The organism is Xanthomonas maliensis (assembly GCF_009192945.1).
In the GTDB taxonomy this organism is placed as follows: Bacteria; Pseudomonadota; Gammaproteobacteria; order Xanthomonadales; family Xanthomonadaceae; genus Xanthomonas; species Xanthomonas maliensis.
Genome location: NZ_NSET01000089.1, coordinates 1 through 22,586, shown reverse-complemented (window position 1 = coordinate 22,586; position 22,586 = coordinate 1). Strand labels below are relative to the sequence as shown.

The window sequence follows — 22,586 nt, the reverse complement described above, 5'->3', positions numbered from 1 at the left end:
CCGATCGCCGGTGCCGACGTGATGATCGCCACGCCGGACATGACGCCGTGGCGCATGACCCTGCTGTGCCGCGACCGCGAGGGCTACCTGAGCCTGTCGCGCCTGCTCACCCGTGCCTGGATGGAAGGCCACCGCCCCGAAGGCGGCGTGGCGATCCATCCGGAATGGCTGCAGAGCGGCCACGCCAACCTGTTCGCGCTCGCCGGCCGTGAGAGTCTGGCCGGGCGGTTGTTGGGCGAAGGCCGGCCGGATCTGGCCGAGCAGCAACTGGCCGACTGGCAGCGCGTATTCGGTGACGGCCTGCATCTGGAGCTGACCCGCACCGGCCGCGAAGGCGAGGAAGCCTTCAACCAGTTCGCCCTGCATGCCGCCGGCGTGCGTGGTCTGCCGGTGATCGCCAGCAACGACGTGCGCTTCCTGCATGCGCAGGATTTCGACGCCCACGAGGCGCGCGTCTGCATCGCCTCCGGGCGCGTGCTCGACGACCCCAAGCGCCCGCGCGACTACAGCCGCGAGCAGTACATGAAATCGCCCGAGGAGATGTGCGCGCTGTTCGCCGACATCCCCGATGCGATCGACAACACGCTGGAACTGGCCAAGCGCTGCAATATCGAAATGCGCCTGGGCACCTACTTCCTGCCGCAGTATCCAGTGCCCGACGACGAGACCCTGGACACCTGGATCCGCAAGCAATCGCGCGAAGGCCTGGAAGAACGTCTGCAGAAGAATCCGCTGGCGCCGGGCAAGAGCCGCGAAGACTATTTCGAGCGCCTGGAGTTCGAGCTCGACACCATCATCAAGATGGGCTTTCCCGGCTACTTCCTGATCGTGGCCGACTTCATCCAGTGGGGGAAGAGCCAGGGCATTCCGATCGGTCCGGGCCGCGGTTCCGGTGCCGGTTCGCTGGTGGCGTGGGCGCTGCAGATCACCGATCTGGACCCGTTGCCTTACAACTTGCTGTTCGAGCGCTTCCTCAATCCAGAGCGCGTGTCGATGCCCGACTTCGACATCGACTTCTGCATGGACCGGCGCGACGAAGTCATCGACTACGTGGCGCGCAAGTACGGGCGCGAACGCGTCAGCCAGATCATCACCTACGGCACCATGGCCGCCAAGGCGGTGGTGCGCGACGCCGGGCGCGTGCTCGGTTTCCCGTATGGCCTGGTCGACAGCGTCGCCAAGCTGATCCCCAACATCCTGGGCATCACGCTGAAGGATGCGATGGGCGAAGGCAAGGACAGCGAAATGGCCGCGCCGGAGCTGATCCAGCGCTATCAGGTCGAGGACGACGTCCGCGACCTGATGGATCTGGCGCGCCAGCTCGAGGATCTCACCCGCAACGCCGGCAAGCACGCCGGTGGCGTGGTGATCGCGCCCGAGCCGCTGAGCGAGTTCTGCCCGCTGTTCGCCGAACACGACGAGGGCGGCCGCGGCAAGAACCCAGTCACCCAATTCGACAAGAACGACGTCGAAGAAGTTGGCCTGGTGAAGTTCGACTTCCTCGGCCTGCGCACGCTGACCATCATCGATTGGGCGGTCAAGGCGATCAACGTGCGGCATGCGCGCGCCAACATCGACCCGGTGGACATCACTGCCCTCCCGCTCGACGACGTGCCGACCTACAAGGACGTGTTCGCCTCCGGCAATACCGGTGCGGTGTTCCAGTTCGAATCCTCCGGCATGCGCCGCCTGTTGAAGGATGCGCGCCCCGACCGCTTCGAGGATCTGATCGCGCTGGTGTCGCTATACCGCCCTGGCCCGATGGACCTGATCCCGGACTTCAACGCGCGTAAACACGGCCAGCAGGAGATCATCTATCCCGATCCGCGCACCGAAGCGATCCTGAAAGACACCTACGGCATCATGGTGTATCAGGAGCAGGTGATGCAGATGGCGCAGATCGTCGGCGATTATTCGCTGGGCGGCGCCGACCTGCTGCGCCGCGCGATGGGCAAGAAGGTGCCGGCCGAAATGGCCAAGCACCGCGAGATCTTCCGCGAAGGTGCGGCCAAGGGCGGCGTGAGCGCGGCCAAGGCCGACGAAATCTTCGACCTGATGGAGAAGTTCGCCGGCTACGGCTTCAACAAGTCGCACGCCGCCGCGTACGCGCTGGTCAGTTACCAGACCGCCTGGCTCAAGCGCCACTATCCGGCCGAGTTCATGGCCGCGACCCTGTCTTCGGACATGGACAACACCGACAAGGTGGTCGGCTTCCTGGACGAGGTGCGCAACCTCGGCCTGACCGTGCTGCCGCCGCGCGTGAATGCATCGGCCTATATGTTCGAGGCCGCCAACGCCGACACCATCCAGTACGGCCTGGGTGCGATCAAGGGCGTCGGCCAAGGGGCCTGCGAGGCCATCGTCGAAGAGCGGCTGCGCAACGGCCCCTATACCTCGCTCCTGGATTTTTGCACCCGCGTGGGCACCGCCAAGCTCAATCGGCGCACGCTCGAAGCGATGATCAACGCCGGCGCGATGGATGGCCTGGGCAAGAACCGCGCCTCGCTGATGCTGCAGTTGCCGGAGGTGATGAAGGCCACCGAGCAAATGGCGCGCGAACGGGCGTCGGGGCAGAACTCGCTGTTCGGCGGCCCAGACCCGGCCACGCCGGCGATGCAGCTGGACCTGCCGGAAAGCAAGGAATGGCCGCTGGGCCAGCTGCTGAGCGGCGAGCGCGAGACGCTGGGCTTCTACCTCAGCGGACATCCGTTCGATCCGCACCGCGAGGAAGTCCGCGAGCTGGTGGGTTGCGACCTCGGTGCGCTCGACAAGATCCTGGCTTCCCAGCAACGCGGCGGTGGTGGTGGCGATGGCGAGAAGCGCGCCTGGCGGCCGGAAGTCAGCGCCATTCTGGCCGGCCAGGTGGTCGGGGTGCGCCGCAAGGGCGACAGCCAGGTGTTCGTGCAGCTGGAGGACGGCCGCGGCCGGGTCGAATGCAGCGCGTTCTCCGACGCCATGGCCGAGTTCGGCCACCTGCTCACGCGCGACCGCATCCTCATCGTCAAGGGCGGCCTACGCGAAGACGAATTCAACGGCGGCTACAGCCTTCGGATCCGTCAGTGCTGGGATTACGAACAGATCTGTGCCGACCACGCCCAGCGACTGTCGCTGCGGCTGGATCTGCGCCAGCGCAACGCATGGTCCCGCATCGACGGCTTGCTGGCCCGCCACCGCCCAGGGCGGACGTCGCTGCGGCTGGACTTGTTGCTGGCATCGTCGCAGGGCGGCGTGGCCGGCATGCTCGACGTCAACGGCAGCCATTCGGTGCGCGTGGACGCGCAACTGCTGGACGCGCTACGTGGCGATCCGGCGGTACGGACGGTGAAGGTGAAGTACAGCCCGCCATGGGCGTGAAGCCGGGTTCCGGGGTTCGGGACCCGGGACCCGGGACCCGGTAGAGCAACAGCAGAAGCGGAATCCCGACCGCAATAGGGACGCCTTGGCGCTGGCCTTGGCTTTTCCGGGAGCCGGGTCCCGAGTTCCGAGTCCCCTAAGTCCCAGCCCCCGCCCTTCCCAACTCCCCCGTACGGGCCGAGCGCATCGCTTCGGCTACACTTCCCGCCTTACGTTGACGACGGCCCTGCATGAACTCCAACTATCTCGACTTCGAGCAACCCATCGCCGATCTGGAAGCCAAGATCCAGGAACTGCGCAAGGCCAGTACCGGCCCTGCGGTCAATGTGGACGCTGAGGTCCGCGCGCTGCGCGACAAGCTGCGCGTGCGTACCGGGCAGATCTTCCGCGACCTGTCGGCGTGGCAGGTCTCGCAGTTGGCGCGGCACCCCCAGCGCCCGTACACGCTCGACTACATCGGCGTACTGTGCGACGAGTTCCAGGAGCTGGCAGGCGATCGTGCATTTGCCGACGACAAGGCCATCGTCGGTGGCCTTGGCCGCATCGATGGTCGTCCGGTGGTGATCATCGGCCATCAGAAGGGCCGCGACACCAAGAGCAAGGTCGCGCGCAACTTCGGCATGCCGCGCCCGGAGGGCTACCGCAAGGCGCTGCGGCTGATGAAGCTGGCCGAGCGCTTCCGGCTGCCGCTGCTGACCTTCATCGACACCCCCGGTGCCTACCCGGGCGTGGGTGCCGAGGAGCGTGGCCAGTCCGAGGCCATCGCCCGCAACCTGCTGGAGATGGCCGAGCTGAAGGTGCCGGTGATCTGCACGGTGATCGGCGAAGGCGGCTCCGGCGGCGCGCTGGCGATCGGTGTGGGCGACCGCACCCTGATGCTGGAGTACGGCACCTATTCGGTGATCTCGCCGGAAGGCTGCGCCTCGATCCTGTGGAAGGACGCCGGCAAGGCCAAGGACGCCGCCGAACAACTGGGACTGACCGCCCGCCGCCTGAAGGATCTCGGCCTGGTCGACAAGGTCGTCCGCGAGCCCACCGGTGGCGCCCATCGCAATCCGCAGCAGATGGGCAAGCGGCTCAAGGCCGTGCTGCTCAACGAGCTCGACGCGCTGGAGAAGGTGCCGCTGGAGACCTTGTTGCAGCAGCGCTATGAACGCCTGCGCAGCTACGGCGCCTACGAAGGCCGCTGAACCCCACTCTGGTCGTTCGCAGCCACTGATCCACGGAAGGAACGGAGTCCGCCTCGATGAGTCCTTTGCTGTTGCTGTCGCTGGTGTTGCAGGCGGCCTGCTGCGTTCATGTGGTCCGCAGCGGTCGCCCACTGTACTGGCTGTTCATCCTGCTGGCGTTCTCCTACCTGGCCGTGCTGATCTACGTGGTGGTCGCGGTGATTCCGGACCTGCGCAACGACCCCGGCGCCCGCCGCGGCATCCGTCGGGTGCGCCAGCGACTGGACCCGCAGCGTGAACAACGCGATGCCTCGCGTCAGCTCGACGTGGCCGACACGCCCGAAAACCGTCGCCAGCTGGCGGAAGCACAGTTGGCGCGTGGCGACTATGCGGGTGCGGAGGCGACCTACCAGGGCGCGCTGCGCGGCCTGTATCGCGACGATCCCATCCTGCTGCTGGGCCTGGCGCAGGCGCAATACGGTCTCGGCCAGCCAGCCGAGACAAAGCAGACGCTCGACCGCCTGATCGCCGCGCATCCCAACTTTCGCTCGCACGACGGCCACCTGCTGTACGCGCGCGCGGTCGAGGACAGCGGCAGCATCGAGGATGCCCTGCACGAATACGAAGCCTTGGCGCAAAGCTATCCGGGCGAGGAAGCCCGCGTGCGCTACGCGCAGTTGCTGCAGCGGGCCGGACGCATTGCCGAGGCACGCGCCGGCTACGAGCAGGTGCTGCGGCACGCAGCCGCCTCGCCCAAGCATTACCAGCGCGAACAACGCGACTGGATCTCGCAGGCGCGCAAAGGGCTGAGCGAACTGGACGCCGGCGCCTGATCGATGCCCGATGCGATCGTCGGCGCCGACAGACGCGGCGCGTCTTGCATCGGCACAAACCGTCATGCAATCGGAATCACCAGCATGCAGAGAAAGCCTGAGATCGAGCAACCGCTGCGGGGCCAGATCGATGCCCTGCTGGAACTGTCCGCACAGAAATTCCGCGATGGCGCCCTGGCGGAATCGCTCGCATTGGGCTTGCAGGCCTGGGACCTGATTCCCGAGCCCAAGCAGGGCTGGGATTATTACCCGCAAAGCCTGTCCAGCTCCTTTGTCCAGGACTATGTCGATCTCAACGACAAGGACAACGCCTGCAAATGGATCAAGGTCATGGCGCTGATGTACGACGATCCAGATCATCAGGACCATCAGGTGTTGATGACCGAGGGGGAAGCGATGCTCCAGCTCGGCGATGAAACGCGTGCCTGTGCCGTGTTCGGGAAAATCCATGCCTTGTATGGCAAGCGGGGATTTGCCGGACACCAGAAACGCTATCTGGAGTTGTACCTCAAGCAACCGAAGACAGGCGCATAGCCGCGGCACCTGCCGCGTGCGTCAGTCATCAGATTGACTGGATCTCCTCGCAACAGGCCCGTACACCCCTCATGGCATTCATCCCCCCATGCCGACAGCCGCTGAAACAGTGACACTCGCGATGCAGGAAGATCGCATCGATCGCCTGGACGTGTCGGATAAAGGCAAGAAGCGCTTCAAGGTGATCGCGAAGACGGTGGCGCCGATCTGACGAACGTCGCTCCCTGAGTGCTGCCGAAAGAGGAAACAACTTCAACTAGCCTGCCTTCTTGCTGCGGCCGTTCTCTTTCCTGGAGTAGGGCTCTGGCGTCAGGCCATCGTTGACGCGCCTCTGGCCATTGCCTTGGCATGCATCTTTGCGCTCGTAGGCCTCGGCAGGTTCGGGAGAGCGGTAGGCGACGGATTCGCTGCGATCTACGCAGTCCAAGCGAACCTGAACTATGACGCCAAGCTTGTCCAAGGCGAGGCTCCGTGGCCTGACGACTCACACGGCATTCGAACCGACGCTGCTCTGCGGCGCGGCTTGATTCAAGCGTGAGCCAGCCATCATCGGCCATGGCGGAATGGCATGCGTCGATGAGCAGAAGCCGCATCCCGCGCCTGCGCGACCGAACCGCGCAGGCATCGCGGGCGCATGCGCTCAGAACGGCTTGGCCAGTACCAGCCAGATCACCGCCACCAGCAGGATGACCGGCAATTCGTTGAACCAACGCAACGCCCGGCCACTGGGCACGGCACGCCCCTGTTCGACGCCTTTGACCCAGCGGCCGGACACGATGTAGTGCGCCAGGATCAGGGCGACCGCCGCCAGCTTGGCGTGCAACCAACCGCCCGCGACCATGGTCGGAAAATCCGGGATGACGCGGAAGCCTTGCCACAACACCGCCCCCAACAACAGCGCCAGGCCCAGCATGCTGTGGCCGAAGCCATACAGCCGCCGCCCCATCAGCACCAGCCGCGCACGCACGCCGGCATCGTCGCCGGCCTCGGCGATGTTGACCAGGATCCGCGGCAGGTAGAACACCGCCGCCATCCAGGCGATGACGAACAGCAGGTGGAAGGTCTTGATCCACAGGTACAAGGTCATGCGCTGGCTCCGCTGGCTCGCGTAGGATGATCGGTAGTTTCCCCGATTCGCGTGCACGATGGCACGCAGTTGCATGCCCACATCCGATGCCAAGCAGTACGACGCCGCCTATTTTCAACGCTGGTATCGCCACGCCGGGCTCGCCGACCCGGCACGCCTGCGACGCAAGGTCGCACTGGCAGTGGCGCAGGCGGAGTACTACCTGGAGCGCCCGATCCGCAGCGTGCTGGACATCGGCTGCGGCGAAGCCGCCTGGCGGGCGCCGCTGCTGGCACTGCGTCCACGCATCAGTTACCTGGGTTTCGACAGCAGCGCGTATAGCGTGCAGCGCTATGGACGCAGCCGGCAGATCCACCCTGCCCGCTTCGGCGACTTCGCCTGGTTGCGCCCCTGCGCGCCAGTGGATCTGCTGATCTGCGCCGACGTGCTGCATTACCTGCCCACGCGCGAATTCAACCAGGGCTTGCCGGGCCTGGCTGAGTTGTGCGGCGGCGTGGCCTTCCTGGAGACCTTTGCCCGGGAAGACGCCTTCGAGGGCGACCATGAAGGCTTCCAGGCGCGACCGGCGCGCTGGTACCGGCGCCGCCTGAGCAGCGTCGGCTTCGCCGCACTTGGGTCGCACTGCTGGCTGTCCCCGCAGTTGGCCGGTGACGCGGCCGCGCTGGAACGCAGCTGAACGGGCATCACGGCGTGCGATGGCCGAGGTCGGTACACCAGTGGCCGCTGCGACCGGACCGAACCGGACGCCTAGCACGGTTCGCCTGACCGACTCCACCCTGGCCGGCCCCATTAAGGTGCAAATGCGCCAAAACCGGTATGCTGCGCGGCAGCAAAACCGCACGGATGGGTGGAATGCTTTATCAACTGCATGAGCTGACCCGCAACCTGCTGGCCCCTTGGGTGCATCAGGCCCAGGCCAACGCCAAGATGTTTTCCGACCCCGACAGCCTGTGGGCCTCGCTGCCCGGTGCCGAACGCATGGCTGCGGGCAACGAGCTGTTCCATCGCCTGGGCAAGGAATACGAAAAGCCGGCGTGGGCACTGGACGACGTCGAAGTCGACGGGCATTCGTTGCCCATCATCGAACGCGAAGTGTTGAGCAAGCCGTTCTGCCGCCTGCTGCGCTTCAAGCGTTTCAGCGACCATGTCGAATTGATCGGCACGATGAAGCAGCAGCCGGCCGTGCTGGTGGTGGCGCCGCTGTCCGGTCACCACGCCACGCTGCTGCGCGACACCGTGCGCACGCTGCTGCGCAACCACAAGGTCTACGTGACCGACTGGGTGGATGCGCGCATGGTGCCACTGGAAGCCGGTGCGTTCCGCCTGGAAGACTACATCGCCTATATCCAGGAATTCATCCGCCATATCGGCGCCGATCGCCTGCACGTGGTGAGCGTGTGCCAGCCGACAGTCCCGGTGCTGGCCGCAGTGTCGTTGATGGCCGCCAATGACGAACCCACCCCGCGTTCGCTGGTGATGATGGGTGGTCCGATCGATGCGCGCCGCAGTCCGACCCAGGTCAACAACCTGGCCACCGAGAACGGGATCGAGTGGTTCCAGAACAACCTGATCCACACCGTGCCGTTCCCATATCCGGGCCATGGCCGCCAGGTATATCCGGGCTTCCTGCAGCACGCTGGTTTCCTGTCGATGAACCCCAATCGGCACCTGATGTCGCACTGGGACTTCTACACCAACCTGGTCAAGGGCGACCTGCAGGACGCGCAGGCGCATCGTCGCTTCTACGACGAATACAACGCCGTGCTCGACATGCCGGCCGAGTATTACCTGGACACGGTGCGCGTGGTGTTTCAGGAGTTCCTGCTGCCGCAAGGCAAGTGGCGCGTGGACGGACAACTGGTCACGCCCTCGGCGATCCGCAACACCGCCCTGCTGAGCATCGAGGGCGAACTGGACGATATCGCCGGCCTTGGTCAGACCGAGGCGGTGCATGACCTGTGCACCGGCATTGACGCTGCCCATCGTCGCCACCTGGTGGTCGAAGGTGCCGGCCACTACGGCATCTTCAGCGGTCGCCGCTGGCGCGAAGTGGTCTATCCGCAAGTCCGCGAATTCATCGCCCGCTACGACGCCGATCCAGTTGGCAGCCGCGACCCGGCGACCGTGACGCCGCTGCGCAAGCGCGGCAAGCGCGGCTGATCGGTGTCGGCGCGGTCTACGTGGACCGCGCCGACACGCTCCGTCCCCCGCATTGCCGCCCGCGAAAAACGATCGCGGCAGTCCTGCGCCGCAGGCTCAGACGGCAAGCCTCATCTCCGAACACACATCGCAGCACCCGCTGCGATGCACCGCGCGTACCGCGACGATGCCACGCGGTGTGCGGAGGTGAGCGCAACTGATTCGGGCAATGCTGCATCGCTGCCATGTTGGTGACTGCTGCTCACCCAAAACACAGTTGCACCAGGTGGGCATCGCGATGGGTGCGGCGCTGGCCGCTTCCGCTCTGCAGTGACTTCATCGCGCGCGGACGATGTATATGGCCGATCGCCCGCACGCGCATGGCTCATTCCTTGCCGCTGACGACCAATAGGTGCTTGGCCAGCAGTCCGTGCACATGGCCGAATCCGCGCGCCAGATGCAGGGTGAGGAACAGCAACAGGATGCCGGTTGCACATATCGGCAACATCGCCAACGGCGAGGTCACGTCCATGGTCCCCAGGCTCAACGTGAGCTGGTCGTTTGGCCACAGCAGCGCCAGCGGCGATGCCGCCAAACCCAGCGACAGTGCGAGCAAGGTGATAAAGACGCTGAAATACAGCGTCCCCAGCGGCAGCATCAACATGAAGTACAGCAAGGTACTCCAGGTACGAACATCGCTGAACATCGCACCGATCCGCTGCAGCCAGCCCTCGCGCGGGCCAGGGTGTGCCGGCCGGCGCGGCATGCGCATGCCCAGCAAGGTCTCCACGACCCGGCCTTCGACCAGCGACAGTACGCGCACCGAGCCGAAGAACAGCACCAGCAACGGAACGCCGATGATCAGGATCAACAAGCCGGCGGACAAGCTGATGCCGGTCACCACCCAGGTGAAATAGAACACGCCGGTGACCAGCGACAGCAGCATGTAGAACAACGCGCCGTAGGTGCGCGAATCAGCGGCCACACCAAAGAAGCGCCCCAGCCACGAGCGCCGCCGCGGCGGCAACGGTGGCCGCAACGCGCGACTCACGGTGACCTCGGTGTCGCGATAGATCTCGGCCACCTCGTCCGGCGCGCCGTAGCTGCCCGCCACGGCAGCAATCACCTCCGCCTCGCTCTTGCCGCTGTGCTCGGCCAGCTCGGCGCGCAGATACTCCTCCGCGTCGTAGAGCGCATCCTGGACCAGCGCCGGGTCGGCCCCGGCCAGGGCCTGGCGCAGTTGCGCCAGATAGGCGGGAATGGTGGTCGGCAACGGCCGTGCCTGCGTAGTAGTCGTCATGGATCTCTCCCTTCCAAAACTGAGTCGACGGAATCCCGGGTGGCGCGCCAGGCAGCGGTCCAGTCGCGCAGGCAGTCGCGCCCGGTCGCAGTGATGCGGTAGTAGCGCCGCGGCGGCCCGGCCGCCGACGGCTCGACATGGCTGAGCAGCAGCCCGGCCGCCTCGAGGTTGCGCAGGACCGGGTACAGCGCGCTCTGCTTGCCGCTCAGCACGCCGTCAAAGCGCTCCAGGCGCTTGGCGATCAAGTAGCCGTACAACGGCACCTCGGCCTGCGCCAGCACCGCCAGCAGGGCCAGCGAGACCGTGCCAGCGCTCAGCTCCTTCTGGAATTTGCGTAACTGGGCATCGAGTGCGTCCATGGGCCTCTCCGCTAGGTTGAAGAGAATGCTATTGCGGAGTTCGAGATAGTGGATGTGCTGGAGGTCATGGGGCAGGGTCCGGGACTCGGGACTCGGGACTCGGGACTCGGGACTCGGGACTCGGGACTCGGGACTCGGGAAACGGAGAACGGAGAACGGAGAACGGGGATTCGGAACTCGGGAGCCGGGACTCGGGAACTCATGCTCGGAACTCGGAGCTCATCGTTCCGGGACCGGGCTCGATCACTGTGAGATGGAGCTCGAGCGCGCAGATGCGCTGCCCGGCACCGGCTGATGCAACGACGCGTGTTGGCAGATGCAAGCGTGCGCTGGCGAGCGCTATCGCCATGCGGCGATTTTGATGCGACGACAGCGCTACCCGCGTCGTCGCAACGTCTTGCGGGCGCCTCGATAACGCCCGGCCGCGGAGTGATTGCACCTCTACGCGCACTCGCGTCCGCATGCGGCAACCGTCGCAGTGTTCATGTGCTTAGAACCTTTGGGTTACTCCCTTTGCGGCGAGGGTCCACTACAGTCGGGACGCTTCGGTGCCGATAAAGCAGTCACAGGTGGCATCCCACCACTCTCACTAGGGTAAGCAAAGATGCGATTTACGCGTTTGGCACGGCCGTCTTCGACGGAAAGCTCGTTTGGCGTCCCGCGCCAGTTGTGCCTGGCCATTGGCCTGGCACTGCCGCTGCTGGCGACGGCACAGACGGCGCCAACGCCGGCCAACGCCGAACAGACCCGTCCGGAAGCAGTCGCGCCGGCGGCAGCGTCCAATGCCGGCGGCTATCCGCTGGAAGCCCAGGGCTGGGGCGCCAAGCAAGGCGGCAACATGTGGCAGGTACGCTGGGCCGAGGACTGGTCGTATCTGAAGGATCCGTCCAAGCGCAAGAGCCCGTTCGACCCGCTCAAGTACATCCCGTTGAACGCGGACGGCGACGTCTACCTGTCGCTGAGCAACGAGGTGCGCGTCCGCAGCAACACCATCACCGACCCTGGCCTGATTCCCGGCAGCCATTCGCAGCAACAGTATCTGCTGCGCGTCTTCTTGGGCGCCGACCTACACGTGGGCGAACACTTCCGCCTGTACACCGAACTGGCGCACGGCAGCCTGGACGGCCGCAACGCCGGCACCAAGACCGGCACGCAGGAAAACAACGCGATCCTGCAGCAGGTGTTCTTCGACGTGAAGGGCCGCATCGGCGATGCCGACACCGGCGTGCGCGTCGGCCGCCAGGTGTTCGTCGATGGGCCGACCACGCTGATGGCACTGCGCGACAACACCGACATCTTCGTCACCTTCAACGGCGCGCGCGCCTGGGCGATCGGCGACCGCACGCGCGTGGATGTGTTCGACTTCAACTTCAATATCGACGGCACCGAGGGGCTGGGCGACGATCGCATCGATCGCTCGCGGCATTTCCGCGGCGTGGTCGGCGGCTATCGCCTGGCGACCGCCAAGCCGATGTATCTGGAACCGTTCTTCTACCAGTTCCGCAACGACAACCAGGTGTGGGGCCGGCAGACCGCCGAGGAAAACCGCAACTATTACGGCCTGCGCCTATGGGGCAATGTCGGCAAGCTGCGCACCGACTCGTTCGTGACCGTGCAACGCGGCAGCTATGGCGGCCGCGACCTGCGCGCCTACATGGCCAGCACCTCCAATGCCTGGTCGCTGAGCGAAAGCGGCTGGAAGCCGCGCCTGGGCTTCCACAGTGAAATCGCCTCGGGCGGTGGCGGCGCGTCCGGCACTGGTACGCTGCGCAACAACAACTTCCTCTACGGCAACACGATCTATTTCAGCTGGGCGACGTTCTTCGGCCCGGTCAACCTGGTTACTGCTGCCCCCACCTTCACGTTCTCGCCGACCTCCAAGATCACCGTGAACCTGGAGTGGGAGACGTTGTGGCGCCAGACCACCAGCGACGCGATCTACAACAACCAGGCGCGCGCGTACGCGCGCACGCAGAGCACTGGCGAACGCCGCATCGGCACCATGCCGCGCATCAACGCAACCTGGGCGATCGATCCGAACTGGTCGGTGACCTTCCGCGCCGAGCACCTGATCGCCGGTCCGGCGCTGACCAAGGCCGGCTATGGCGACTCGACCTTTGTCATGGGCTGGTTGAACTTCCGCTTCTGAGTGACCACCGAGCGCGCGTCCACGGCGTGGACACGCGCTCGGTCTCGGGCAACGGGCGGAACGCATGGCGGCGGCGCCTTGCAGCTCGCTCCGGGTGTCGACGGAACGGACGCTGCGACAGCGGCGAGTGCGAGCGCGCGTTCGCCAACCGCGCAGCGCTCAATCCACTCCCAAGGCGACGCCCCCAGGTGCGGCTGCCAGCCGACTGGCAGGCAGCGGCCACACGATGTCCGCATGCTCTGACCGGGCATATTGCTGCAACCGCAGACTGTGCTCATCCGCGCCGACCCGCAGCGGGCGAGCAGTCCCGCGCAGTGCGGGCGGGAGTTGAGCAAGCCGCTGCGCGAGTGGCACTGCCTCGGCAGGATGGTCACGCAACCACAGCAATGCCGAGACCGTGCGCACCGCCGCAGCCGTGTCCTGCCGCTTGTGCTGGGCAAGCGCGTATGGCGGACGGGCCACGTCGGCCAATAGGCAACCGACTGCATTGGCAATGCACCCCAGCGACCGCGTCTGCGCCACCGGCACCATCGCAGGCGGGATTGCCTCATCCTCCGCCAACAGGCGTTCGACCTGGGCACTGCAGGCCCAGGTGTAGGTCGGGGCCAGCAAGGCCTCGGTCCGCTCGCGATCCAGCAAACCGGGCAAGGCCTGCGCATGCCCACCACCGGCGCGCGACTGCTGGTCGACAGCCTGCCGCAGGCTCGAGAACGCCAAGCGCGATTCGCCACGCAGTGCCCGACACAACGAGATGTCTTGCGGCGCCAGCGGCGCAAATGCGGCCCTGCATTGCGCCGGCACCGTGTGGTCCACCGGCAATTCGGCCAGCATCTGCGCAAACAGCTGGGCGTTGCCGCGCAGCATGGCGGCGCCGATCGACGGCATTGCCAGATTATCGTCGCTGCCTAGCAGGACCCGTGCGACTTGAGCATCGCCGCAGACGCCTATCAGCGCCTGCGCGGTGCCGCCCTGCACGAACTCCAGCGCGTTGGCCGTCATCGATAGTGCGCCCCGCGGCCACGGCGCCGACGGGGCGCTGGCTGTTGCCGGGAACGGGCTGCGGTAATGCGTGTATCGGATCAGCTCGCGCGAGGCACGCAATCGTGGCGTCTGGGTGGCCAGCGCATCGGCATAGGCCTGCGGCTGTTGCCGCACGCGTTGCAGACATGCATCGCCCGACAGCTGGCACAGCGGCGGCGCAGCTGGCGGCAGTTGCTTGAATTGCTGCACATCCAGCGCAAGCACGGACTCCCACTGCGCCGCCGGCACCACATACGGCAGCGACCACAGCGCGGCGAACATGGTGGGGCCATCCAGCGGCGGCAGCGGTTGTCGCAACTGCGCCAGGGCCTGACGCTGCGCCTGTGGAATCGGCCAGTGCGCCGAGAGCGCATACAGTCCGAGCAGGACCGCGGTGAGTCCACAGAAGCCCAGCACCGCGTACTTCAACAACCTGGCCAGCATCCGGGCATCCCTCCTTGGCGTCTGGCCCGGATCTTAGAGCGTGCGATGCGCCCCGGCCACGGGTGGCGGACGCGACACCCCAAGGCGACGCACCGGCAGCCGGCAGCCGGCAGCGCCATCCGCCTCGCTGCCCGCTGCAGCGCGTGGGGCGTCGTGCCCTCCAGGTCGGTCGGCAGGCGCATCCAGCGCGCCCATCGCGAACCTTGCGCGTACGCCCGCTGCACCGAGCGCGGCCGAGTGCCTACAATAGGCCGATGTCCGAATCCCCCACTCCGCATCGCCCTTCCCTGCAACGGGCCTTCCTGACCGGCCTGCTCACGCTGCTGCCGGTCTGGCTCACCTGGGTCGTGGTCAAGTTCGTCTTCTCCTTGTTGTCGGGCATCAGCAGTCCGTGGGTCGTGCCGCTGTCCGAGCGCATCGCCGCGTCCTTTCCCGGCTACTCGGATTGGGTCAAGGCGCTGTGGGTGCAGAACACCATTGCGCTGATCGCCACCGTGGCGGTGATCCTGTTCGTCGGTGTACTCAGCCGACGGATGATCGGCCAGCGTCTGTTGCGCTGGTTCGAGGCGGTGATGCGGCGCATCCCGCTGGCGAGCGTGGTCTACGACAGCGCGCGCAAGCTGCTGGACATCCTGCAGACCCAGCCCGGCAGCACCCAGCGGGTGGTGCTGATCGACTTCCCGCACCGGGACATGAAATCGGTGGGCCTGGTCACCCGGGTCATTCGCGAACAGGGCACCGGCCGCGAGCTGGCGGCGGTCTATGTGCCGACCACGCCCAATCCGACCTCCGGCTACCTGGAAATCGTGCCGGTGGAACTACTGACGCCCACCGACTGGAGCGTGGACCAGGCGATGAGCTTCATCATCTCCGGCGGCGCAGTGGCGCCGGACTCGGTCCCCTTCACGCGGACAGCCGACCGATGACCAGCACGCGTACGCTCGACGATCGTGCAGTACGCTTGTTTATCGCCCTGGCGGCGTTCTTCTGCGTCAACGCCGCGCTGGCCGAATTCATCGGCGTCAAGATCTTCGCGCTGGAAGACACGCTCGGCATCGCACCGCTGAACTGGAACCTGTTCGGCCAACGCGGTTCGCTCAGCTTCACCGCCGGCACCCTGCTGTGGCCGGTGGTGTTCATCATGACCGACACCATCAATGAGTTCTTCGGCAGTCGCGGGGTGCGCTTCATCTCGTGGGTGGCGGTGGGGTTGATCGGTTACGGTTTCGCGTTCGCCTTCGCTGCCATTGAGCTGGCCCCGGCATCCTGGTGGGTGACTGCCGCGCAGAACCAGGGCGTGCCCGACTACCAGGCCGCCTTTGCCGCGATCTTCGGCCAGGGGCTATGGACGATCGGCGGCTCGCTGGTCGCCTTCATGGTCGGCCAGCTGATCGACGTGGCGGTATTCCATCGCATCCGCCGCGCCACCGGCGAAAAGCATGTGTGGTTGCGCGCGACCGGCTCCACCGCGCTCTCGCAGTTGGTGGACAGCTTCGTGGTCATCTATATCGCCTTCGTGCTGGGTCCCCAGCACTGGTCCACCGATCAGTTCCTGGCGGTGAGCACGGTGAACTACATCTACAAGATGGGCTTTGCGGTGCTGCTGCTGCCGCTGCTGTATCTGATGCGGCGCGCCATCACCTCCTACCTGGGCGAAGAGCGCGCCGAGCAATTACGCCTGGAAGCGGCCGCCGACTGAGGCGGCTCGCAGGAGACCATGCGCTTGCGCGAGGTCTGACGCAGCATCGCTTTTGCGTTGCAGCATGCTGCGCGGTGGGCCTTTCCGAGCATCGACGCATGAACTGCAGCGCGCCCGATCCGCAGCGACGGGTGGCCGTGGGCGCGCGGATCGGGCAAGCTCCCCGCTCGCTTGTTTCCGGAGCCGGTAATGCCCCCCAGCTTTTCTCGCCTGCTGTCGCTGGCCATCGCTGCCCTGTTGAGCCTGTCGCTGGCGGCCCCGGCCGAGGCGGCCAAGAAGAAGACCGGCAAGGCGCAGACCTCGCAGACACGCGGCAAGACGGGCAGGTCGGCCAAGACCAGGGCGCGGCCGCGCCCCGCGCCGGCACCGGTGGTGATGAGCAAGGCGCAGCAACTCGACCTGCTGTACGACCAGTACTGGAATGCCTCGCTCAAGCTCAACCCGCTGCAGGCGACCTTCCAGGGCGAGACCCGCTACAACGACCAGTTGCCCAACTTCCTGTCGGCGGCGTTCCGCCAGCAATCGCACGACTTCACCGTGGAGTGGCTGGGCAAGGTCGAGGCACTGGGGCCGGACGGCTTGAGCGGGCAGGACCTGCTGAGCTACCAGATCTTCGTGCGCGATGCCCGCAGCGCGCTGGCGGCCGAGCAGTTCCCCAGCTGGATGCTGCCGATCAATCAGTTCTACAACATCGCCAGCATCACCGTGGTGCTGGGCTCGGGCACCGGCGCGCAACCGTTCAACACCGTCAAGGACTACGACAACTGGTCGCGCCGCGCGCTCGGTATTCCCGACCTGTTCGACCAGGCCATCGCCAACATGCGCGCCGGCATGCAGGCCGGCGTGGTGCAGCCGAAGGTGCTGATGCAGAAAGTGCTGCCGCAGCTGGATGCCATCATCACCCGCACTGCCGAGGAAAGCCTGTTCTGGAGCCCGGTGCGCAATCTGCCCGCCGAGATGCCCGAGGCCGACAAGCAACGCATCACCGCCGAGTACAAGCGCTTGATCGAGTACCGCATCCTGCCGGCCTACCGCGCCTTGCGCGGCTTCATCGCCACCGAATACCTGCCGGCCTGCCGCGACAGCGACGGCCTCGCCGCCCTGCCCAACGGCGCGGCGTGGTACGCCTACGATGTCCGCCAGAGCACCACCTCGGACCTGAGCCCGGCGCAGATCCACCAGATTGGCCTGGACGAAGTCGCACGCTTGCAGGGCGAATTGCAGACGGTGGCCAAGCAGGTCAAGTTCCGCGGCAGCCTGCCCAAGTTCCACAAGTTCATGCAGACCGACAAGCGCTTCGTATTCCGCAGTGGCGACGAACTGCTGGCGAATTACCGCGGTGTGCAGGGACGCGTGCAGGCCGCAGTGCCACGGCTGTTCGATCCGCAGGGCATGCCGCCACTGGAAGTGCGTCCGGTCGAGCCGCAGCGCGCGCAGACCGCGCCCAGTGGGGCCTACATGCGGCCGACCGGCAAGGACGCGCCGGGCATCTTCTACGTCAACACCACCGATCTGCCGGCGCGCAAGAGTTGGGAAGCGGAAAGCCTGTTCCTGCATGAGGCGATCCCTGGCCATCACTACCAATTGGGCCTGCAGCAGCAGTTGACCGACTTGCCCAAGTTCCGCCGGCTGGGCGGAGAGACCGCCTTCATCGAAGGCTGGGGCCTGTATGCCGAATCGCTGGGGCGCGAGCTCGGGCTGTATCAGGACCCCTATAACTACTACGGCTATCTGCAGAATGCGCTGTGGCGCGCGATCCGTCTGGTCGCCGACACCGGTCTGCACAGCCAGGGCTGGACGCGCGCACAGACCATCGACTACATGCTGCAGAACTCGGCGGTGACGCGCGAGGAGGCCGAGGCGGAAGTCGACCGCTACATGGCCATTCCTGGCCAGGCCCTGTCCTACAAGGTCGGAGAGATGAAGATCGCCCAGCTGCGCGAACAGGCCCAGCGTGCGCTCGGCCCACGCTTCGACGTGCGCGCCTTCCACACCGAGGTGCTCAAGGACGGCTCGGTGCCGCTGGAGATCCTGCAGGAAAAGATCCAGCGCTGGATCGTCACCCAGCAGGGAGCAACCCCGCAGGGATAAGGCGCCTCATCGCGGCTGGCAGGCGGCTGCCAGCGCGGCGATGTCGCCCGGCGTGGTCCGGCAACAACCGCCGATCAACCGGGCGCCTGCGGCCACCCAGCTCGCCTGGTGATCGGCCAGGCAGTCACCCGCCTCGCCCGCGTGCCAGCGCTTGCTGGCGGCGTCGTAGTGCTCGCCGGAATTCGGGTAGACGACCAGTGGCAGCCGGGTCAGCGCTGCCAGCCGCTGGAGTGTCGGCGTCACCTGCGCGATCGCGATGCAATTGACGCCAACCGCGAGCACTTGCGGGCAGGCATCCAGTCGCGGCACCACCTCCGCCAGCGGGGTGCCGTCGCTGAGATGGTCGGCGTCGCGCAGGGTGAAGGAGAACCAGGCCCACAGCTGCGGGAACTCTTCCAGCACCTCGCGCAACGCGACGATCTCGGCGGCCGAGGGCAAGGTCTCGCAGGCCAGCAGATCCACCCCGGCTGCCGCCAGCGCAGCGATGCGCGGGCGATGGAATGCCTGCAGTTGCTCCCGCGGCAGTGTGTAGTCGCCACGGTACTCCGATCCATCGGCCAGATAGGCGCCATAGGGGCCGACCGAACCGGCCACCCAGAGCGGGCCGGCATCGGGCTGCATCTGCAGGTGATCGGCACGCGCGCGCGCCGCCAGCGAAACACTGCGGGCAATCAGCTGTTGCGATTGCGCCAGATCCAGTCCGCGCGCGGCAAAGCCCTGCGGGGTGGCCTGATAACTGGCAGTGATCGCACAGCGCGCACCGGCCGCGAAGTAATCACGATGGACGTGATAGATCAGCTCCGGCTGCTCCATCAACACGCGTGCCGACCACAGCGGGTCCGCCAGGTCGCAGCCGCGCTGCTCCAGCTCCGTGGCCAAGGCTCCGTCGAGCACCACCAGGCCATCGTGCTGCAGCAACGCGCCGAACGGTGCCGCAGGGCGCGGAACGCGGGATGCAAATGTCATGTCGGCAAGCTCCGGCGCGTGCGCCATTGGGTCAGTGCATAGGCGCCATAGCACAGCGCCACGAACGGGAGACCGCACCACAGTGCGATGCGCTGTTGCGGATCGAAGGCCAGCCCGATGCAGGCCAGCAGGCATAAGGTAAATCCCAGGATCGGTGTCCACGGATACCATGGCGCGCGATACCCCAGACGGTCCAGCTGCCCCGCGCGCAGCGCTTGCCGGCGGAACACGTAGTGCGACGCGCAAATGCTCATCCACACCACCACCACCGCGAAACCGGACACCGCCGAGATCGCCACGAAGACCGTGTCGGCCGCATAGACGCCGGTCAGCAACGCCAGCAGGCCGCCGCCCATGCTCAAGACCAGCGCGCGCAGCGGGATGCCGCGTCGACTCAGGCGGCCAAGCGATGCCGGCAGGGTGCCGGCGTCGGCCAAGGACCACAGCATGCGCGCAGCGGCGTACAAGCCGGAATTGGCCGCCGACAGGATCGCGCTGAGGATCACCGCGTTCATGACATCGGCCGCCGAGCGCAGGCCCAGCAGCGTAAATGCACGCACGAACGGGCTGGTGTCTACCGCCACCGCCCCGGCGGGCAACAAGGCGGCCAGTACGATCACCGTGCCGACGAACAACACCACCAGCCGCACCAGCGTCGTGCGAATGGCCAGCGGGATGGCGCGTGCTGGTTGCGCGGTCTCGCCGGCGGCAACGCCGATCAATTCGGTGCCGGAAAAGGCGAAATTCACCGCCACCATGGTCATCAATACCGGCAGGGCGCCGTGCGCGAACCAGCCGTCGCCACGCAGATGACGCAGTCCCGGCGCGGGCGAGCCGTCGGCCAGCGGCAGCAGGCCCAGCGCCGCGGCCGTCCCGAGCACGATGAAGGCGACGATGGCGAGCACCTTGATCAGCGAGAACCAGAACTCGCCCTCGGCGAACCAGCGGGCCGACACCATGTTCAGCGCGAAGATCAGCGCGCAGAACAGCAGGCACCACGGCCAGGCCGGCGTGTGCGGAAACCAGTACTGCATGCAGAACGCCGCTGCAGTCAGGCTCGAGCCCAACGCCACCGTCCAGGTCAGCCAGTACAACCAGGCGACCACATAGCCGGTGGCCGGCCCCAGATACCGCGTGGCATACACATGGAACGCGCCGGTCTGCGGCATCGCCACCGCCAGCTCGCCCAAACATTGCATCACCAGATACACCACCAGCGCACCGATCAGATAGGCCAGCACCGCACCGGCCGCACCGGCGCTGGCGATGATATAGCCGGTGTTGAAGAACAGCCCGGTGCCGATGACGCCGCCCAACGACAGCATCACCAGATGACGCACCTGCATGCTGCGCTGAAACTGCGCAGTTGGAGTGGACGAGGAGTCGGGCATGGGCGAGAGTGGTCGGCGGCACCCCATCCTGCCATGCGCACGCAGGCGAACACAGCCATGCGGAGGTGAGCTGTGACGCGCGACAAGCAGAGCAGGTTGCCACGCGTATGCTTGCGTGCCATCCATCAGGACCGCGCCATGCCGCACGCCTGCCATCCGCACCTGTTCACGAGAGCGCGACTGCCGCCGCACTGCATACATTGGCTGCATGCGCGGCGCCGCTGCATCGGCGTGCCGCGCGCGGATACCACGGTCGCCGCGCCTGCGAGCACGTCCCGGCCTGCCATGGCCACGCACCGGAGTGCCGCGTGATGCTGGCCGGCATCCACCATGTGGCGATCATCGCCAGCGACTATGCGCGCTCCAAGCAGTTCTACTGCCAGATCCTGGGCCTGCGTGTGCTGGACGAGCATTACCGTCAGGCGCGCGATTCCTGGAAGCTGGATCTGGCACTGCCCGACGGCGGCCAGATCGAACTGTTCTCGTTCCCCAACGCCCCTGCGCGCCCCAGCCGTCCGGAAGCGCAGGGATTGCGCCATCTGGCGTTTCGCGTGCAAGACCTCGACAGCGCAGTGGCGCATCTCAATGCCCAGGGCGTGGTCACCGAAGCCATTCGCGTCGACGAATACACCGGCCGCCGCTTCACCTTCTTCGCCGATCCGGATGCGCTGCCGTTGGAACTTTACGAAACCGGCTGAGGGGCGGCGGTACCCGCGCGTTGCCACGTCGACATCGGCAAGCCGGCAGATTGCTGATCCTGCCCGGAGAACAACCGGCACCCAGACGTCACCAGGCGCAGCATCCGCCAGAACGTGGGGCTGGTCGCACGCCGCCCCCCCGCCAAGCTGGGTCCGCTTGCGCTCCACGCATTCCTCAGGCACTGCCTGCTCGCCGCACGCTGGCATCGGATGAACGCGCGATGGCAGCTGGCTTCCCGCCACCATACCCGACGGTATACATTCCGGGACAGGCTGCCGACGGTGGCCCCGAAAGCCCTGGGAGGGGAACCAATGCGCAAGACCTTCAAGACCTTGATCCTGGCCCTGCCGCTGGCGGCCGCATCGATGCTGGCACAGGCGGCGGACTCGCCGGTCGGCCGCTGGAAGACCATCGACGACGAGACCGGCAAGCCCAAGTCGGTGGTGCAGATCGAGCAGGCGGCCAATGGCACCCTGAGCGGCAAGGTCGTCGACATCCTGCAGTCCAACAACGGCCCCAACCCGATGTGCGACAAGTGCGACGGCGAGCGCAAAGGCAAGCCGATCAAGGGCATGACCATCTTGTGGGGACTCAAGCCCGACGGTACCGCCGTGTGGGACGGCGGCTCGGTGCTGGACCCGGCCAAGGGCAAGACCTACAAGGCCAAGATCACCCTCACCGACGGCGGCACCAAGCTGCAGATGCGGGGCTATATCGGCATCGAAGCGCTGGGCCGGACGCAGACCTGGATTCGCGAGTAAGCGAGGAAGGTCGAACGCTGGCGACGGCACGCCAGAGCTGGCCCGCTCGCCTGGCACTGCGATGTTCCCGGCAACCACCGACCAGCGAGAAAGGCGCCTGTAGGGGCGCCTTTCTGCTATCTGCAGCCTCATCACGGCCCCTTGAGCGAGGCGGCTGGGTGCGCCCCTGATCGCGAGCAAGCCAGCTGCCGCCCCGCGCTGTACTCACCCGCGCACGCGGCGCATCCATGGTCTGAACACCTGGCCCGCTGCCGGCAGCCGCGACGTGGTCCGTGGTAGCGAACACAGCGCGAACCGCTGTCACAGCATCCAAGCGCCTTCCTATGCGCAGAGGCACGCGCCACGCCGCTGTCGCCTCGCAGCCCATCGATCACACCCCATCGAAGGGATGATCGATGGGCAGACAGGAACAGTGCAAGGCGAGGACAGCGTCTTGCCACACGCATGGCCGCACGGGTCTGATGCATCGGCCTGCGCCGGAAACCGCTGCTCCAGCCAACTCGGCTCTCCGATGGCCACCGCTAGCCGGCTGTCCTGCTTGGCGCTTCTGCGTCGGCCCCAAGCTCTCCCGGGTCCCGAGTCCCGAGTCCC

General features: G+C 66.3%; 19 protein-coding genes. 13 read left to right on the top strand and 6 right to left on the bottom strand.

Annotated elements, in window-relative coordinates:
* From dnaE to CKY51_RS22860, 5 genes are all read left to right on the top strand, one after another.
* On the top strand, positions 1-3,354 hold a 3,354-nt coding region (gene dnaE, locus CKY51_RS21185), incomplete at its 5' end, for a DNA polymerase III subunit alpha (RefSeq protein ID WP_152249908.1).
* A gap of 230 nt (positions 3,355-3,584) precedes the next feature.
* The gene (locus CKY51_RS21180) at positions 3,585-4,544 is read left to right on the top strand and encodes an acetyl-CoA carboxylase carboxyltransferase subunit alpha (protein ID WP_022973456.1); all 960 of its coding nucleotides are present in this window, start codon (positions 3,585-3,587) and stop codon (positions 4,542-4,544) included.
* A 56-nt stretch (positions 4,545-4,600) separates the two neighbouring features.
* Positions 4,601-5,356: a tetratricopeptide repeat protein gene (locus CKY51_RS21175; protein WP_022973455.1), complete on the top strand. Its 756-nt coding sequence runs from the start codon at positions 4,601-4,603 to the stop codon at positions 5,354-5,356.
* A 3-nt stretch (positions 5,357-5,359) separates the two neighbouring features.
* Complete coding sequence (locus CKY51_RS21170) at positions 5,360-5,890, top strand: hypothetical protein (RefSeq protein WP_342354116.1); 531 nt, start codon at positions 5,360-5,362, stop codon at positions 5,888-5,890.
* Positions 5,891-5,978: 88 nt separating this feature from the next.
* The gene (locus tag CKY51_RS22860; RefSeq protein ID WP_280524720.1) at positions 5,979-6,101 is read left to right on the top strand and encodes a hypothetical protein; all 123 of its coding nucleotides are present in this window, start codon (positions 5,979-5,981) and stop codon (positions 6,099-6,101) included.
* Positions 6,102-6,530: 429 nt separating this feature from the next.
* On the opposite strand, the gene CKY51_RS21160 is transcribed toward CKY51_RS22860, so the two are convergent.
* Positions 6,531-6,977 carry a CopD family protein gene (locus CKY51_RS21160; protein ID WP_031340359.1) on the bottom strand — a complete coding sequence of 149 codons (447 nt, stop codon included), beginning with the start codon at positions 6,975-6,977 and terminating at the stop codon, positions 6,531-6,533.
* 73 nt (positions 6,978-7,050) lie between these two features.
* Here CKY51_RS21160 and CKY51_RS21155 point away from each other — a divergent pair, with 73 nt between their 5' ends.
* Together CKY51_RS21155 and CKY51_RS21150 are read left to right on the top strand one after the other, a co-directional pair.
* Positions 7,051-7,653 (top strand): methyltransferase, encoded by a 603-nt coding sequence (locus CKY51_RS21155; RefSeq protein ID WP_031340358.1) that lies wholly within the window; start codon positions 7,051-7,053, stop codon positions 7,651-7,653.
* Between the two features lie 140 nt (positions 7,654-7,793).
* On the top strand, positions 7,794-9,137 hold the full coding sequence (locus tag CKY51_RS21150) for a polyhydroxyalkanoate depolymerase (RefSeq protein ID WP_211904939.1): 1,344 nt from the start codon (positions 7,794-7,796) through the stop codon (positions 9,135-9,137).
* Between the two features lie 364 nt (positions 9,138-9,501).
* Here the strand turns inward: CKY51_RS21150 and CKY51_RS21145 are convergent, their stop codons facing one another.
* Together CKY51_RS21145 and CKY51_RS21140 are read right to left on the bottom strand one after the other, a co-directional pair.
* Positions 9,502-10,416, bottom strand: a complete 915-nt coding sequence (locus tag CKY51_RS21145) for a sensor domain-containing protein (RefSeq protein WP_031340353.1) — start codon at positions 10,414-10,416, stop codon at positions 9,502-9,504.
* Positions 10,413-10,775: a PadR family transcriptional regulator gene (locus CKY51_RS21140; RefSeq protein ID WP_022973449.1), complete on the bottom strand. Its 363-nt coding sequence runs from the start codon at positions 10,773-10,775 to the stop codon at positions 10,413-10,415. The genes CKY51_RS21145 and CKY51_RS21140 overlap by 4 nt, the downstream gene beginning before the upstream one ends.
* Before the next feature lie 604 nt (positions 10,776-11,379).
* Between CKY51_RS21140 and CKY51_RS21130 the strand changes: the two genes are divergently transcribed.
* Positions 11,380-12,924, top strand: a complete 1,545-nt coding sequence (locus CKY51_RS21130; RefSeq protein WP_152249902.1) for an alginate export family protein — start codon at positions 11,380-11,382, stop codon at positions 12,922-12,924.
* 159 nt (positions 12,925-13,083) lie between these two features.
* Here the strand turns inward: CKY51_RS21130 and CKY51_RS21125 are convergent, their stop codons facing one another.
* Positions 13,084-14,388, bottom strand: a complete 1,305-nt coding sequence (locus tag CKY51_RS21125) for a hypothetical protein (protein WP_022973447.1) — start codon at positions 14,386-14,388, stop codon at positions 13,084-13,086.
* Between the two features lie 254 nt (positions 14,389-14,642).
* Between CKY51_RS21125 and CKY51_RS21120 the strand changes: the two genes are divergently transcribed.
* From CKY51_RS21120 to CKY51_RS21110, 3 genes are all read left to right on the top strand, one after another.
* Positions 14,643-15,314 carry a DUF502 domain-containing protein gene (locus CKY51_RS21120; RefSeq protein WP_022973446.1) on the top strand — a complete coding sequence of 224 codons (672 nt, stop codon included), beginning with the start codon at positions 14,643-14,645 and terminating at the stop codon, positions 15,312-15,314.
* Positions 15,311-16,087, top strand: coding sequence for a queuosine precursor transporter (locus tag CKY51_RS21115; protein ID WP_022973445.1), 777 nt, complete (start codon positions 15,311-15,313; stop codon positions 16,085-16,087). Before CKY51_RS21120 ends, CKY51_RS21115 begins: the two co-directional genes overlap by 4 nt.
* Positions 16,088-16,276: 189 nt before the next feature.
* Positions 16,277-18,178: a DUF885 domain-containing protein gene (locus CKY51_RS21110; RefSeq protein ID WP_022973444.1), complete on the top strand. Its 1,902-nt coding sequence runs from the start codon at positions 16,277-16,279 to the stop codon at positions 18,176-18,178.
* Between the two features lie 6 nt (positions 18,179-18,184).
* Here CKY51_RS21110 and mmuM read toward each other — a convergent pair whose 3' ends face one another.
* Together mmuM and mmuP are read right to left on the bottom strand one after the other, a co-directional pair.
* Positions 18,185-19,144 (bottom strand): homocysteine S-methyltransferase, encoded by a 960-nt coding sequence (gene mmuM / locus CKY51_RS21105; protein ID WP_031340351.1) that lies wholly within the window; start codon positions 19,142-19,144, stop codon positions 18,185-18,187.
* On the bottom strand, positions 19,141-20,535 hold the full coding sequence (mmuP, locus tag CKY51_RS21100) for an S-methylmethionine permease (RefSeq protein WP_022973442.1): 1,395 nt from the start codon (positions 20,533-20,535) through the stop codon (positions 19,141-19,143). Before mmuP ends, mmuM begins: the two co-directional genes overlap by 4 nt.
* Before the next feature lie 308 nt (positions 20,536-20,843).
* Here mmuP and gloA2 point away from each other — a divergent pair, with 308 nt between their 5' ends.
* Entirely contained in the window at positions 20,844-21,233 is a 390-nt protein-coding gene (gene gloA2 / locus CKY51_RS21095) for an SMU1112c/YaeR family gloxylase I-like metalloprotein (RefSeq protein WP_031340349.1), read from the top strand.
* 312 nt (positions 21,234-21,545) lie between these two features.
* Entirely contained in the window at positions 21,546-21,995 is a 450-nt protein-coding gene (locus tag CKY51_RS21090) for a DUF2147 domain-containing protein (RefSeq protein WP_022973439.1), read from the top strand.
* Positions 21,996-22,586: the final 591 nt, after the last annotated feature.